Source organism: Thiocapsa sp., from assembly GCF_011390875.1.
GTDB lineage: Bacteria > Pseudomonadota > Gammaproteobacteria > Chromatiales > Chromatiaceae > Thiocapsa.
Map to the genome: position 1 here is coordinate 1 of NZ_JAABRP010000028.1, position 14,166 is coordinate 14,166.

Annotated in this window: 12 protein-coding genes; 1 reads left to right on the forward strand and 11 read right to left on the reverse strand. The window is 65.9% G+C overall.

What is annotated here, in order from left to right; all coding sequences use genetic code 11:
• Positions 1-86: 86 nt before the first annotated feature.
• The 4 genes from GPT33_RS03655 to GPT33_RS03670 form a co-directional block, all read right to left on the reverse strand.
• Positions 87-1,451, reverse strand: a complete 1,365-nt coding sequence (locus GPT33_RS03655; protein ID WP_296805935.1) for a hemolysin family protein — start codon at positions 1,449-1,451, stop codon at positions 87-89.
• A 202-nt stretch (positions 1,452-1,653) separates the two neighbouring features.
• Positions 1,654-3,006: a hemolysin family protein gene (locus tag GPT33_RS03660; RefSeq protein ID WP_296805937.1), complete on the reverse strand. Its 1,353-nt coding sequence runs from the start codon at positions 3,004-3,006 to the stop codon at positions 1,654-1,656.
• Positions 2,999-4,342, reverse strand: coding sequence for a hemolysin family protein (locus GPT33_RS03665; protein WP_296805939.1), 1,344 nt, complete (start codon positions 4,340-4,342; stop codon positions 2,999-3,001). The genes GPT33_RS03660 and GPT33_RS03665 overlap by 8 nt, the downstream gene beginning before the upstream one ends.
• Before the next feature lie 248 nt (positions 4,343-4,590).
• A complete protein-coding gene (locus GPT33_RS03670; RefSeq protein ID WP_296805940.1) occupies positions 4,591-6,042 on the reverse strand; it encodes a glycosyltransferase family 2 protein in 1,452 nt (483 codons plus the stop codon).
• 534 nt (positions 6,043-6,576) lie between these two features.
• On the opposite strand from GPT33_RS03670, the gene GPT33_RS03675 reads away from it, so the two are divergent.
• Positions 6,577-6,960, forward strand: coding sequence for a hypothetical protein (locus GPT33_RS03675; RefSeq protein ID WP_296805941.1), 384 nt, complete (start codon positions 6,577-6,579; stop codon positions 6,958-6,960).
• A gap of 43 nt (positions 6,961-7,003) precedes the next feature.
• On the opposite strand, the gene GPT33_RS03680 is transcribed toward GPT33_RS03675, so the two are convergent.
• The 7 genes from GPT33_RS03680 to GPT33_RS03710 form a co-directional block, all read right to left on the reverse strand.
• Positions 7,004-7,915 (reverse strand): Tim44-like domain-containing protein, encoded by a 912-nt coding sequence (locus tag GPT33_RS03680; protein WP_296805943.1) that lies wholly within the window; start codon positions 7,913-7,915, stop codon positions 7,004-7,006.
• Positions 7,916-8,044: 129 nt separating this feature from the next.
• Positions 8,045-9,787, reverse strand: coding sequence for a gamma-glutamyltransferase (ggt, locus tag GPT33_RS03685; protein ID WP_296805944.1), 1,743 nt, complete (start codon positions 9,785-9,787; stop codon positions 8,045-8,047).
• Complete coding sequence (locus GPT33_RS03690) at positions 9,762-10,013, reverse strand: YfhL family 4Fe-4S dicluster ferredoxin (protein ID WP_296805945.1); 252 nt, start codon at positions 10,011-10,013, stop codon at positions 9,762-9,764. The genes ggt and GPT33_RS03690 overlap by 26 nt, the downstream gene beginning before the upstream one ends.
• A 67-nt stretch (positions 10,014-10,080) precedes the next feature.
• Complete coding sequence (gene coaD, locus GPT33_RS03695) at positions 10,081-10,557, reverse strand: pantetheine-phosphate adenylyltransferase (RefSeq protein ID WP_296805946.1); 477 nt, start codon at positions 10,555-10,557, stop codon at positions 10,081-10,083.
• 188 nt (positions 10,558-10,745) lie between these two features.
• Positions 10,746-11,348 carry a 16S rRNA (guanine(966)-N(2))-methyltransferase RsmD gene (gene rsmD / locus GPT33_RS03700; protein WP_296805947.1) on the reverse strand — a complete coding sequence of 201 codons (603 nt, stop codon included), beginning with the start codon at positions 11,346-11,348 and terminating at the stop codon, positions 10,746-10,748.
• Positions 11,335-12,693, reverse strand: a complete 1,359-nt coding sequence (locus GPT33_RS03705; protein WP_296805949.1) for a pitrilysin family protein — start codon at positions 12,691-12,693, stop codon at positions 11,335-11,337. Before GPT33_RS03705 ends, rsmD begins: the two co-directional genes overlap by 14 nt.
• A complete protein-coding gene (locus GPT33_RS03710) occupies positions 12,683-14,059 on the reverse strand; it encodes a pitrilysin family protein (protein WP_296805951.1) in 1,377 nt (458 codons plus the stop codon). Before GPT33_RS03710 ends, GPT33_RS03705 begins: the two co-directional genes overlap by 11 nt.
• Positions 14,060-14,166: the final 107 nt, after the last annotated feature.

The window sequence follows — 14,166 nt, forward strand, 5'->3', positions numbered from 1 at the left end:
GAAGGAACGCGATCCCCCGCACGTGATGAGCCACACCGGACAGGGGCACTTGCGCAAAAGGTTCATCTCGTCGGTGCCGTCATGAGTTATGGGATCGGCAACCCGCCGTCGGCTTCCGTTTCGGTCGACGACGGCCCTCCGTCCGTCGCAGCGGCCGGCTCGACCGCAGACTCGAGCAGCGCAGTCGCCAATACCTTGTCGATGCGCCTACCGTCGAGGTCGATGACCTCCAAGCGCCAACCCTCCCAGGTGGAGATGTCGCCCGTGCTCGGCAAGCGGCCGAGCAGCCACATCATCATTCCCGAAAGCGTGTGATAGCGGCCTTTCTCTTCCTCGGGGACACGCTTGATTCCCAACCGGTCCTTCAGCTCGAGGATCGGAATCAAACCATCGAGCAGCCAGGAGCCGTCCTCGCGCTGCACGGCCCAGGATTCCTCCGTGCTGTGGGGGAGAAGCTCGCCGGTGACCGACTCGATAACGTCGCTTAAGGTCACCAAGCCCTCGACCCCGCCGTATTCGTCGACCACGAAGACTATCTGACTACCCGAGCTGCGGAACTGGTCCAGCAGCTCCATCCCCGTGAGCGACTCCGGGACATAGACCGGCGCCATCAAATCCTTTTGCAGATCGACCTGCTCGCCCTTGAGCGTTTGGTTGAAGAGTTGCTTGGAGGTGACGATGCCGATCATGTCGTCCAGGCCGCCCTCGCACACGGGGAAGCGCGAGTGAAATGACTCGGCGATGACCGCAAGGTTCTCTTCCAGCGGGCGCTCCACATCAAGCCAGACGACCTCCGAGCGCGGCACCATGAGCGAGCCGATCTGCCGATCGTCCAGTCGAAAGACGTTGCGCACCATTTCGTGCTCGGTCTTCTCGATGACGCCCGCGTCCGATCCTTCTTCCAACATGGCGTGGATCTCTTCTTCGGTGACGGTCGGCCCCGGGGTCTCGCGTTGACCGATCAGCCTCAGCAGCAGCGCGGTCGAGCCTGCGAGCAAGTGGACGAAGGGACGCGAGGCGATCGACAACAGGTACATAGGTCGTGCGACCAAGCGGGCGATGCGTTCCGGATTGATTTGGCCGATGCGCTTGGGCACGAGCTCGCCGACGACGATCGCGACATAGGTGATCATGACCACGACCAGGATCGTCGAGCCGATCTCGCTCGCGCCCTGCTCCATGCCGAGCCCCTGCAGCCAGATCGCAAGTGGTTCGGCGAGTGCCGCCTCGCCGACGATACCGCTGAGGATGCCGATCGAGGTGATGCCGATCTGGATCGTCGACAAGAACCGGTTCGGCTCCTCGCCGAGCTGCACTGCAATGGCGGCGGCGCGGTCGCCGTCGTCCGCGAGTCGGGAGAGGCGTGCCCGTCGCGCGGTGACAAGCGCGATTTCGGACATGGCGAACAGGCCGTTGAGAAGGATCAGGGCGACAAGAATTAGAATGTCCATGGTCTCTGGTGGGGCAAGGATCGGAGCGGTTGATCCGGTCGATCCGGCCGAGTGAGGATGTCATGATGGACAGGGAGTGGGCACCGGGCTTCGGTCGACGCCGAGTCCGCAGGCAGCCGTGCCGGGAGAAAGTCATCGCCGATACAACGGCCGAATCGACAGGAGCGCCCGACCGGCGCGATACAGCGGCCGGCAATGCAGATCAGCGCGCATCCTCCGGCTCGGCATCCCGATCGGCGGTTGCCTCCGGCATCTCGAACGTCAGCGTGGCCTGGCGGACGCCGCGGCCGAAGAGGCCGCTGACCTCGAAGTGCAGGCCGTTCCACCGGACCGAATCTCCGAGCACGGGCGGACGGCCCAGCTCGCTCAGGATCAGCCCGGAGACTGTGTCGATCTCGGGGTGCTCGAGCTCGCGCCCGATCAGATCGCCGAGGGTGTCCAGGCGCACCGTCCCTTGGACCTGATAGCCCGCGGTGCCGACCGGCAAGACATCCGGGACGTCCTCGACACCCTCCTCGATATCCCCGACGGCCTCGGCGCAGATGTCTTCCATGGTGAGGATGCCCGCGGTCCCGCCGTGCTCGTCCATCACCACGATCATTTGGTTATGCACACGATCCATGGCTGCAAGGACATCGTCCAAGGTCGCGGTTTCGGGCAGGAAGGCCGTCTCTCGGACCACCGCGGGGTCGAGCCCCGTGCCGGCACGCAGCAGCGCCATCAGATCCTTGACGTGGATGGTCCCGATGATCTGGTCGAGACTGCCCTCGTAGACCGGGTAGCGTGTATGACGGTGCCGATGCAGGATCTCACGGAGCATGGCGTCGGTTGCGCCGACCGGGATCCCGCTCGCGCGTACCCGCGGCACCATCGCCTGCACGGCGGCGATCTCGCTGAAGTCGGCAAGCTCGAGGAAGATCCGACCGCTCTCCTCGCTCAAGAGGCCGCTCTCTTGGCTCTCGCGGGCAAGCGACTCCAGCTCGTCCTGGCCCAGATAATGGGCCGCGCTGCGTCCGCGCTTGAAGCCGACTAGACCAAGCAAAAGGTTGCCGGTCAGATTGAGCGCGCGGACCAAGGGATAGAGGATCAAGCCGATCACCAGCATGGGCGGGGTCACCCACATGGCGACCGTCATGGGCCGGGTGAGCGCAAGTGCCTTGGGGACCATCTCACCCAAGACGATGTGCAGATAGGTGATCGCGGTGATGGCCAGCACCGCTGCGAGCCCGTGCGCCGTGACGAGCGCGCCGAGGCCGGTGAAGCCCGCGAGCAGGAGCCATTCCTCGAAGAACCCGGCCAGGGTGTGCTCGCCGTACATCCCCAGCCCCAAGCTCGCGAAGGTGATGCCGAGCTGGGCCGTGGCGACATAACGATCGAGTCGCGCCGGGTCGTCGAGGATGCTGGCGATGCGCCTTGCCAGGGCGTCTCCGGCCTCCGCGCGCGCAGCCATCGCGGCGCGCGAGGTGCCGATGATCGCGAACTCGGCTGCGACAAAAAGTCCGTTGAGGGCCACCAAGGCCATCACGACGATCAGGACGATCGAAAGCTCATGCATCATCGCCTCCCGACGTGCCGCCGACGACACGGACCATGACGGATACGATCGCCGGCCCGTCCATCGCCTCGATCTCGAACGCAAGGCCGATCACCTCGAGCCTGTCGCCCACCTCCGGGATGTTCCCGAGCTGCTCCAACAACCAGCCGGCCAGGGTCTCGGCATGACTGTCGTGCCAGACGGCCGGGTCGGTGTAGGGGCGCGCCCAGTCGATCGCCTCGTCGAGCGGGAGGCGTCCGGGCAGGCGCCAACGCTCGGCGTCGAGCTGCTCCGGGTCGAGCTCGCTGTTGGACTTGAACTCGTCGGACAGCTCGCCGATCAGCTCGCGCACGATGTCCTCCAGGCTGATGAGGCCCTCCACGTCGCCGTACTCGCTCACCACCAGTGCGATGCGGGCGCGTCGATCACGCATCTGTCCCAGCACCCGATCCAGGGTCAAGCGGTTCGGCAACGCCAGGAGCGGGCGGACCAGGGGCTGCAGCGCGAGGATCTCGCGCCCGCCGGCGGTCGCGATCGCCAAATCCTTGACATGAATGAAGCCACGCACGTTGTCGAGCCCACCCCGGTGGACCACCAGGCGGGTGTAGGGCGACGCGTCGATCTCGGCCAAGAGCTCATCGAGCGGTGCGGCCAGATCCAGACTCGCGATCTGTCGCCGCGGGACCATGAACTGGCGCACTGTGTGGCGGCTCAGGCGCAGCACTTCGCGCAGACGCTTGCTCGCCTTGGCCTCCAGCATCCCGCCCTCGTTGCTCTCGCGAATCAGCAGCTCGATCTCGTCCGGAGAATGGACATGTCGGTGGCTGACCTCCGGGTCGATGCCGAACCGCCTCAGAATCAGGTTGCCGCTTCCGTTGAGCAGTCCGATGAAGGGGTAGAACAAGACCAAGGACCAGCGCATCGGCAGATAGGTGTACATTGCCGTCCCGACCGGGTATTGGAGAGCCACCGTCTTGGGGATCAGCTCACCGAGCACGACCTGCATGGAGGTCAGCACCACCAGCACGATGGTCGCCGACAAGGCGTAGGCGCCCACCGTCTCCATCCCCCAGTCCGAGACCAGGAGTGCACCGAGCGCAAGGGCGATCGTCGCCTGTCCGAAGGCGCCGAGGATGAGGCTGGAGAGCGTGATCCCGATCTGGCAGGTGGCGATGTAGCGATCCAGGCGCGTCGTGTCCTTGACGATGGGCAAGAGTGCTGCGGCGAGGCGATGACCCTGCCGGGCAAAATGCTCGACGCGACTGGCACGAGCACCCACGATCGCGAACTCGGCCGCGACATAGAGCGCATTGATCAGGATCAGAAGGCCGACGACGAGAAACATCCAGGCGCTCATCGAGCGGCTCCGGCAAGGGCGGGACGCCGGCTGGAACGGCGCGACGCTGGATCGGTCAAGTGCTGCGAGACGGGGATTAAGCCTGGACTGTCGGGGTCCGTGGAGTCGGCATCGTCGGGCTCTCCGACGACGAGCATGGGTGTCGTGTTCATATCCGTGAGTCTATCAGGCGAGCATAGGGGGCAAGCGTGGTCCTGGATGCACCCGAATCGGCCGAATGTGGTTTCGACCGATTCGGACGCACGGCGTCAGGATCCGGCGCCTGTCTGTTTCGATAGCGTGCGGCCGTCCAGGAACTGCAAGGTTCCCACGCCGAGCAGGCCGCCGATGACCATGACCAGGTAAATGACCGAGACCGGCTCCTCCAGCAGTGCGAAGCCTAGGAGGCCAAGTCCGGCACTCAGCTCCAGGAGCCCGTTCGGCCAGCGCACCATCCTGCGCGGGCCGGCCGTGACCGCGCCTTTCGGCGTGCGTACGAAGGGGCTGCGGTAACCGAGCAGGGCCTCGAGGCCGGCACGCGCATTGGAGAGGAGAAGCCCGGTGGTCAGGAAAAGCGCACCGAAGACCTCGGTCGCCGTGGCTCGGGCTCCGGAGCGGATGCCCGCGAGTGTCAGGAAACCGATGGGTGCGGCGAAGCCGAGCATCGAGGTGACGATCGCGACTCTGCTCAGCGCCTCGCCGGGGACCGCCGCGCCGGCGATGAAGGGCAGTCCCAAGACCACGCAGGCAGCGCCGATCAGGAACGCCAGGGGTTGACCGAGCTGGAAGCTGATCATGACCTTCTGCCAACGCGGCAGCGCCGGGCTCGCCCAGATCATCGGCAGCAGCTTGACGAAACACTGGGCGAATCCCTTGGTCCAGCGAAACTGTTGCGTCCGCCAGGCGCGCACCGAAACAGGCAGCACGCCCGGGACCGGAAGGTCCTTCATGAATCCGGAGCGCCAACCACGCAAACGGGCCCTCAGACTCAGGTCCAGGTCCTCCGTGAGCGTGTCGCCTTGCCAGCCACCGGCGTCATCGATGGCGCGGCGACGCCAGACACCGCAGGTCCCGTTGAAGGGGACCGGCAGACCCAGGCGCCAACGCGCCTCCTGCTCGACCTGGAAGTGCGAATCCAGCAGGCGCGCTTGCGTGCGCGTGAGCAGGCTGTCGCCCCGGTTGATGTGTGCCCAGCGGGCCTGAACATAGGCGAGATCGGGTTGCGCAAGCAATGGGTCGATGGTCTTGCGCAGGAAATCGGGCGGCGGCATGAAATCGGCGTCGAAGATGGCCACGAACTCAGCATCCGAGCGCTCGAGGCCGGCCGCCAACGCACCGGCCTTGAAGGCGGTGCGTTTGATCCGGTGCAGGAGCTCGATCTGAGCACCTTCCCGGCGCAGTTTGGCGACGGCCCGCTGGCTGAGCGAGAGCGAAAACGCGTCGGTGCTGTCGTCGAGCACCTGGATGTGCAAGCGGTCTCTCGGCCAATCCAGCGCCATCACGGCTTCGAGGACTCGGTCGACCAGATCGCCCTCGTTGAAGAGCGGGAGCTGAACCAGCACGCTCGGCAGCTGTGCGGGCGCGTGCGGTGCCCCGACCAGACGTCGGGCCGGCGTGACCAGACGCGCGAGCATGAGTCCGAGAAGATTGAGCGATGACATCGCCAGGAGGATCAAGCCAAGCGTCAGGAGCAGCTCGACAATCGGTTCCGCTGCGAGCATGAGGATTTATCCGTAGGATCTGGAACGGTTGAAGATGAGGTTGGCCGGCCGGCCGCGAGGATGACGGGGCGAGCGGATGTCTAACATACCGAGCGTAATGGGGGCGCTGCACTGCTCGCTTCGCGCACGCCGGGCCGGCGTTGCGCCTCCTCGCCGTAAAAACCGCGACGCCTCGTCTGCGCGCCTTACTCCCGACGCGCGCGCGGCGCACCCCGCTTCCGAAAAACCTACGCGTGCTCGGTATTTTCCCCGCAAGGGCGTGTCGATTCGAGTCGGGGCTCTCGGATCCTTCGCCGACCATCCGACTGCTCGACGGCTCAGGTCGATCGCGCAACAGAATAGAGCGAGCCGTAGCGCGCGGCAAGAGCCGCCGCCTCGCTCAGCGCGCCCCGATCGGGGTTTGAGCCTAGGATGAAAGGCCGTCGGGCGACGAAAAGGCGCGCTTGAGCGCGTTGCACCTCGTAAAATCAGCACACTGTCCTAACCTCCGAAATCAAGTCGCACTTCTTATCTTCAAACGACCAGGCACCGGACATGCTCGAACTTATGCAGCACATCGCCGTGCGTTGCGCACCGGCCCGCGCCGTCCTGATGGGCCTTGCCGTGGTCGGAGCGACTATCGCGGCGATCTCGCTTGTCGCGTTCGAGGCCGCGGACGGAGATCTGGTTTTGTTCCCCGCCTTGGTCGTTCTTCTATGGGCCGTGCTGGGGGTGGTCTTCATCGATCTATTTGCCCGAATCCCGAGGCTTCCGGAGGCGGGCGGCGGCTGGCGCCGATGGATGCGGGGGCTCTTGCGTAGACTCTACTGGCTCTTTGCCATGGGGTTCCTGATCCTCGGGCTGGTCGCCGTGGATGTCAGCTTTTCCATCGCGCGCGAGTGGTTGAACGACAGGGTGCCGATCGGGCACGGCAACTGAGGACGCCGGCCCGCGCTGCGTGCGGCGCGGGCCGGGTCCAGGATCAGTCTTCGACCTGCTGGATGCCGGCAATATGCCAGTCGCCCTCGGCGCCGTCCCAGCGATGCTGGACGTGCCAGATCTCGCTGAACGCATCGGCCGCACCCTTCTCGTCCTCGCGGATCAGGCCGGAGAAGAGCACGCTCGCAACCACCAGATCGCCCTCGCGACGCACCCCGACCAGCTCGGCGTTCAGTCGTACGACCTCGGTGGACTGGCTCCCTTCGGTCTTGAGGCGCTCGCGCTGGAGATCCGCGAAGAGCTCGGGCGTCATGTATTCGCGGATGCCGTCGAAGTCGGCTTGGTCCCAAGCCGCCTGAAGGTTGATGAAGTGCGCCTTCGCGCCTTCCAGAAAGCCTGCGCCGTCAAACCAGCTCGGTGATTGGTTGTCGCCGGCCACCGGGCCGCCCTGAGCGCCCATGCCGGGATGCAGGATGCCGCTATCCGCCTGTCCACGACGCTCGTAGGCCGAAGCGGATCCGGCGTGCGGGAATCCGCCGCCCACACCGGCCGCGGCCATCGCCGGTTTGGCCTGATGACGCTTCCACATGCGAAAGAGCATGAAGCCCCCGACCGCAAGCAGCGCGATCAGCAGGAAGTCCATGATCTGGAACCCCTCGAAGCCGTCGCCGAAAAACATGGAGGCGAGCAGACCGCCGGCCGCAAGGCCGGCCAAGGGTCCGAGCCAACGGCTCGCACCACTCGCCGGGCGTTGGCCGGCAGCGGCTTGTGCAGCATTGGGCTGGGCCGGACGTTGCGCCGTCGCGGCCGGTTGGGCTTGGCGTTGCATCCCGCTGGATTGCTTGCCGAGGTTCATGCCGCCGCCCATGCGTTTGGCTTCGACATCGGCGGGGACGGAAAGGACGGTGACCGCAATGATGGCGACGGCCGCGGTCAAGAGTGTCTTGAATCTCATGCGAGTCGGGACTCCTCGGTAGGTGAGTTGACGTGATGATTGTGACGGGTCGGAACTCGACGGTAACCCTTTAGGATCCGGGCTGCGGCGGGAAAAACAATTCGGACCTGACCGCCTTAACCGCTGGATTCACCGAACCTCGGCGTGCCCGGCACCGCGCGGATCACTCGCGGCCTTCACCTGTCCGTTCGCACGATCCCAGAGGATCGCCTGCATGTCCCCGATGGGGCGGATCAGCAGCTCGAGCCGATGCCCCATCGCCGTGAGATCGCGTTGTTCGGTCGGGCTCAGTGCGCCGGACTCGAACTCGAGCCGATCCGGGAGGTATTGGTGATGGATCCGGGGCTGCGCGATCCAGTCCTCGAGCGGGACCCCGTCGACAGCCCCCAGAACACCCTGCAGCACCATGGTGATGATTCGGCTGCCGCCGGGTGTGCCTAGGATGGCGACCGTCTCCGGCGACTCCAGAAAGGTCGGCGACATGCTCGAGAGCATGCGCTTGCCGGGGCCAATGGCGTTGGCCTCCCCGCCGACCAGGCCGTAGGCGTTCGCGACGCCGGGCTGTGCCGAAAAATCGTCCATCTCGTCGTTCAGCAGGACGCCGGTACCCGGCGGGACGAATCCGGAGCCGAAGGGATAGTTGATGCTGAGTGTCGCCGCAACCCGGTTGCCCTCGCGATCGAGGATCGAGAAATGGGTGGTGTCGCGGCCCTCTGAGACGGCTGCATCGGATCCGGCCGTCGTGCTTGGGGTGGCACGGGTCGGATCGAAGTCGCGGATCAGGCCGGCCGCATAATGCGGATGGATCAGGCGCTCGATCGGCATCGCCACGTGATCGGGGTCGCCGAGATAAAGGGCCCGGTCGCGATAGGCTCGACGCATCGACTCGACGAGCGCATGGGTCCGTGCGGTTCCCGACTCCGGCTGCGGCTCGATCGCGGAGAACATGTTGAGGATCTGGACCAGCAGTACGCCCCCGGAAGAGGGCGGCGCGGCACTGACGAGTCGCCAGCCGCGGAAGCTCGCGACGATCGGCTCGCGCTCCACGGCACGGTATTCTGCAAGGTCCCGGGTCGTCCAGATCCCGCCCGCAGCGCGTATGCCTGCGACCAAGCGTTCGGCGGTTTCGCCGGCATAGAAGCCTGCATGCCCGTCGCTCGCGAGGCGCTCCAGAGTACCGGCGAGGTCCGGTTGGCGCAGACGATGTCCGCGGGGCGGCACCTCGTTGTCGAGCAGAAACTGCGCGGCGGCGGCCGGCGAAGCACGTAGCGCCGACAGACGCCATGCGGCGACCCGTCGATACCCGTCTCCGATCTCGAAGCCGTCGCGCGCGAGAGCGATCGCCGGTGCCAGAGTCTGCGCCAGCGGAACGCGTCCGTAACGTTCGGCGAGTTGCGCGAGTGCGGCCGGTGTCCCCGGGATACCGGCCGCCAGGGGGCCGTCAAGTGCCGACTCGGGGACGAATTGCCCGGCGTCGTCGAGAAAGAGATCGCGATGCGCCGCCAAGGGCGCCCGCTCGCGGCCGTCGAGCATGGTCTCGTGACAATCTTCCGCGCGGTGCAGCAGCCAGAAGCCGCCGCCGCCGATCCCGGATCCGTAGGGCTCGACCACCGCCAAGGCGGCAGTGACCGCAACGGCGGCGTCGAAGGCGTTGCCTCCGGCGTCGAGGATCTTCAGGCCGGCTTCGGTCGCCAAGGGGTGCGCGGAGGCGATCGCGGCCTGAGCAGGACGGATCTGCGGCCCGTCACAGGCGGCTCGGACCCCTGCGGATGCGAGCAGGAGCGCCGCGATCCAAGCCGCGCCGTACCATAGGGCCGGACTGCGGCCCGCGGCGCTTCGGCCGATGTCAGCTCTCGCCGGTGATGTGCTCATACTTGGCCCGAAGCTCCTCCTCGGTCTCTTCGTGATCCGGATCCTTGATGATGCAGTCGACCGGGCAGACCTCGACACACTGGGACGTCTCGTAGTGGCCGATACACTCGGTGCAGAGCGAGGGTTCGATCACGTAGATCTCGTCGCCTTGCGAGATCGCGCCGTTCGGGCACTCGGGCTCGCACACATCGCAGTTGATGCACTCGTCGGTAATAATCAGGGCCATGAAATCACTCCTGGTCGAGGGGTTTAGGGGAGCTGAACCCAAAGGGCTGTATGGGGATGGGCGGATCTTATCCAAACCGCTCGTTCAGTGCAGCCTGTACCGCAGGCGCCACAAAGGTCGAGACATCACCGCCGAGCCGTGCGATCTCGCGCACCAGCGAGGAGGAGATATAGGAATAGGTCTCGGCCGGGGTCAGAAACAGGGTCTCGATGTCCGGAGCCATGCGCCGGTTCATGCCGGCCAACTGGAACTCGTACTCGAAGTCCGAGACGGCGCGCAGGCCGCGCATGATGACGCTGACACCGAGTTGTCGGGTGAATTCCACGAGGAGCCCCTGAAAGGGAACCACCTCGACATTCTCGCGTGGCCCGAGCGCCTCTCGAATCAAGGCCACCCGCTCGTCGGTGGAGAACAGCGGCGTCTTGCCGGTATCCATCGCAACCGCAACGATCACGCGATCGAACAGCCGCGCGGCACGCAGGATCAAATCGGTATGACCATTGGTGACGGGATCGAATGTCCCCGGATAAACCACGCGTCGCAAAACCGTTTCCTCGCTCGGATGAAGCCCCGAGGCCCCCGGGCCGTCGGCGGCCCGCAAGATACCACAGCGGAGGCTCGGTGAGCAGCCAGGCGGTTCCGAGGATCGCCGGGGCAGGGGGCTGTCGCGGGTGGATGCGGCGACGTCATGCCTCGGCGGGGGATCCGAACCCGTGTCCTCGGCCCGCCTCCTCAACCCGGTTCCGACGCGATCGCCTCGGCGGTGTCGGCGTGCGAGCCGACGATCGCGAGTCCGTAGCGCACCTGCCCGGCGGTCTTGTCCCGAACGAGGTCCCAGCCTGGCGGCAGATCGGGAAAGCCGATGCGCGCCGGTGCCTCCAGATAGACGCGGCTTCCCGGCTTGAGCCACCCCCGTTGCGCCAGGCACTCGATCGCGGGCGCCCAGAGCGCCTCGGCGAACGGTGGGTCGAGGAAAACGATATCGAACGGCGGGCCCGATCCTTCGAGCCAGCGGATCGCATTGCTTTGCACGATCCGCGTCTCTTCGGCTCCAAGTCGGCGGGCGTTGGCTTGGAGCTGGCGCACGACCGACCCGGACTGTTCGATCAGTACGACCTCGCCAGCCCCGCGCGAGACGGCCTCGAAGCCCAGCGCGCCGCTGCCCGCAAAGGCGTCGAGACAGCGCGCACCCGGAATCACGGGTGCCAGCCAGTTGAATAGGGTCTCGCGCACCCGATCCGATGTCGGCCGCAACCCGGTCCCGTTCGGGATCGGCAGGCGGCGGCCGCGGTAGCGACCGCCGACGATCCGCAGCTCCCCTTTAATCCTCGCCACCGGCGCGGGCGGTCTGCTCGCTGCCCCCTCCGACCACCACGATGGCCAGCCGATCCGGATCGAGACGACGGGAAAAGGCATCCTTGATTTGCTCGGCCGTCACCGCCTCGATGCGGTCGGTGAAACGGTCGAGATAGTCCAGCGGCAAGTTATAGAAGCCAATCACGGCAAGATACCCGACGATGTCCGAGTTGCTTGCGATCCGCAGCGGGAAGCCGCCGGTGATGTTCTTCTTTGCCGCAGTCAGCTCCGCCTCGCTCGGTCCCGACGCGATGAAGCGCCGCAGTGTGTCGAGCATGACCTCGCGTGCCTGGTCGGCCTGATCGTTCTTGGTCTGCAAACCCATCAGGAAGGGGCCGGGCTGCGCCAAGGGCAAAAAATAGCTGTAGGTGCTGTAGGAGAGCCCGCGCTTCTCGCGTATCTCCTCCATCAGCAGGGAGACCAAGCCGCTGCCGCCGAGGATGTGGTTGCCAACGTAGAGGGTGAAATAGTCCGGGTCGCCGCGACGCATGCCGGGCTGGCCGGCCACTACGGTGGTCTGGCTGGACGGGAAGGTGATCTGCTCGGTCACGGCGGCATCCAGACCCGCCACGCCCGGCAGCGGCGCCAACCGCTCGCCCTTCGGAAGACCGGCGGTGATCCGGTCCGCGAGCGCCTCGGCTTGCGCACGGTCTAGCGCGCCCACGATCGCCACCACCGCGTTGGCCGCCGTGTAATGACGCCGATGGAAGTCGACCAGATCATCGCGCGTGATCGACGTGACCGTCTCTGCGCTGCCGGACGGGTCCGCTGCATAGGGATGATTGCCGAAGATCTTGCGGTAGAGTGCCTTTTGCCCGACGGTGCGCGGCGACTCTTCGTCCTGACGTAACGCGATGAGCCGATTGCGGCGCTCCCGCTCGAGATCCGCATCGGCAAAGGTCGGGGCGCTCACCAGGGTCGCGAGTGTCTCCACGGCCGTGTCCATCGCAGGCTGCCGGGTCAAGGTGCGCAGCGACACGGAGGTCTTGTCCCGATCCGCGCTCGCGCCGAGCTTGGCGCCGACGTCCTCGATCCGTGCGGCGATCGCGTCGGCGTCCCAGTCACCCGCGCCCTGAGTCAGCATACCGGCCGTCATGGACGCCAGGCCCGAGCGCTCGCCGTCGCGGGCGCTGCCGGCGTCGAAGACCAGATTCACATCGACCATCGGCAGCTCGGGCGAGGCAACGAAGAGCACGCGGGCGCCGCTCGCGGTCTGCCAGGTCTGGATCTCGGGAGCGGCCTGAAGGGCCCCTGAGCTGCCCAGAGCGCCGATGAGCACGAGTGCGCTCGGCCAGAGGCCGAATCGGCGGGTGTCAGTGCACATTGGTCTGCATCTCCAGCGCGACCGGTGCGCGCGCGGTTTGGTTGTCGTCCATCGGTTGCGGATCAAGGACGCCGACGGTGAGCTTTTCGGGGACCAGGTACTTCTGCGCAACGGCGCGGACCTGCTCCGGGGTGACCGCCGCAAGTTTGTCGACATAGCTGTCGGCGAGCTCCCAACCCAGGCCCACCGTCTCCAGCTGGCCGAGGATCATGGCCTGGTAGAAAAGAGAGTCACGCTCGTAGACCTTATCCGCGATCAGTTGATTACGGACGCGCTCCATCTCGCGCTCGTCGACGAGCTCGGTGCGGACGCGCTCGATCTGAGCCAGCAGCGCCGCTTCGACCTGCTCGATCGTTTGACCCTTGGCCGGCACGCCGCTGAGCATGAACATGCCCGGCAAGCGACCGAAGGCGCTGTAGCTCGCGCTTGCCGAGGAGGCGACTTGGCTCCCGCGGACCAACTCACGCTCCAGGCGGGTGCTGCTCCCGCCGTCCAGGACCGAGGTCAAGACCTCGAAGGCGTAGGGCTCCCAGGCATCCTCGGCGTCGATCAGCGCAGGCGCCTTGTACCCCATCAGGAGATAGGGCTCCTGCGCGGGCGCCTGCACGACGATTCGCTTGGCCCCGAGCTGCTCGGGCTCGGGTTGCATCTTCGGCGGCCGGATCCGCTCGGGCTTGAGCGGGCCGAAGTGCTTCTCGGCCAACCGGAAGACCTCCTCGGGATCGACATCGCCCGCAACGACCAGGGTCGCGTTGTTCGGGGCATACCAGAGGCGGTACCAGTCGCGCAGGTCGTCGACACTCGCCTGCTCCAGATCGCCGGCCCAACCGATCACCGGGATTCGGTAGGGCGAGGCGACGTAGGCGACGGCGTTGAAGCGCTCGAAGGTCAGGGACTGCGGGTTGTCGTCGGTGCGTGTGCGCCGCTCCTCCTTGACGACTTCCAGCTCTTTGGCGAACTCCTCCGCATCCAAGTCGAGATTGCGCATGCGCTCGGCCTCGAGCTCGAAGGCGATCTCCAGACGGTCGTTCGCGAGCGACTGAAAATAGGCGGTGTAGTCACGCCCGGTGAAGGCATTCTCTTCCCCGCCGTTCTCCGCGATGATGCGCGAGAATTCGCCCGGGGCGAGCCGTTCGGTGCCCTTGAACATCATGTGCTCGAGCAGATGCGAGACGCCGGTGACCCCGCCGTACTCGTAGCTCGAGCCCACTTTGTACCAAACCTGCGAGATGAGGATCGGTGCGCGTCGGTCCGGTTTGACCAGGACCTTGAGGCCGTTGTCGAGTGTCCGTTCGTAGACGGTTTGGGTCGCCGACAACGCAAGGGCCGGCAGACACAGGAACAGGCTGAGAAGGATTCGGTGCATGGAGACTCCGGTCGAATGCAATCGGAAGGCGGAAACGGCCCGCTGCGGGCAATGTTGGGGCAGAGCCGGGTCTTGGTAGTTCCCGGAGATGACGGTTTGTTAAGTCC

Excerpts from the sequence above, each read along its gene's own strand:
- GPT33_RS03655 (WP_296805935.1), bottom strand. The coding sequence starts at position 1,451 with ATGGACATTCTAATTCTTGTCGCCCTGATCCTTCTCAACGGCCTGTTC.
- GPT33_RS03660 (WP_296805937.1), bottom strand. The coding sequence starts at position 3,006 with ATGCATGAGCTTTCGATCGTCCTGATCGTCGTGATGGCCTTGGTGGCC.
- GPT33_RS03665 (WP_296805939.1), bottom strand. The coding sequence starts at position 4,342 with ATGAGCGCCTGGATGTTTCTCGTCGTCGGCCTTCTGATCCTGATCAAT.
- GPT33_RS03670 (WP_296805940.1), bottom strand. The coding sequence starts at position 6,042 with ATGCTCGCAGCGGAACCGATTGTCGAGCTGCTCCTGACGCTTGGCTTG.
- GPT33_RS03675 (WP_296805941.1), top strand. The coding sequence starts at position 6,577 with ATGCTCGAACTTATGCAGCACATCGCCGTGCGTTGCGCACCGGCCCGC.
- GPT33_RS03680 (WP_296805943.1), bottom strand. The coding sequence starts at position 7,915 with ATGAGATTCAAGACACTCTTGACCGCGGCCGTCGCCATCATTGCGGTC.
- ggt (WP_296805944.1), bottom strand. The coding sequence starts at position 9,787 with ATGAGCACATCACCGGCGAGAGCTGACATCGGCCGAAGCGCCGCGGGC.
- GPT33_RS03690 (WP_296805945.1), bottom strand. The coding sequence starts at position 10,013 with ATGGCCCTGATTATTACCGACGAGTGCATCAACTGCGATGTGTGCGAG.
- GPT33_RS03705 (WP_296805949.1), bottom strand. The coding sequence starts at position 12,693 with ATGTGCACTGACACCCGCCGATTCGGCCTCTGGCCGAGCGCACTCGTG.
- GPT33_RS03710 (WP_296805951.1), bottom strand. The coding sequence starts at position 14,059 with ATGCACCGAATCCTTCTCAGCCTGTTCCTGTGTCTGCCGGCCCTTGCG.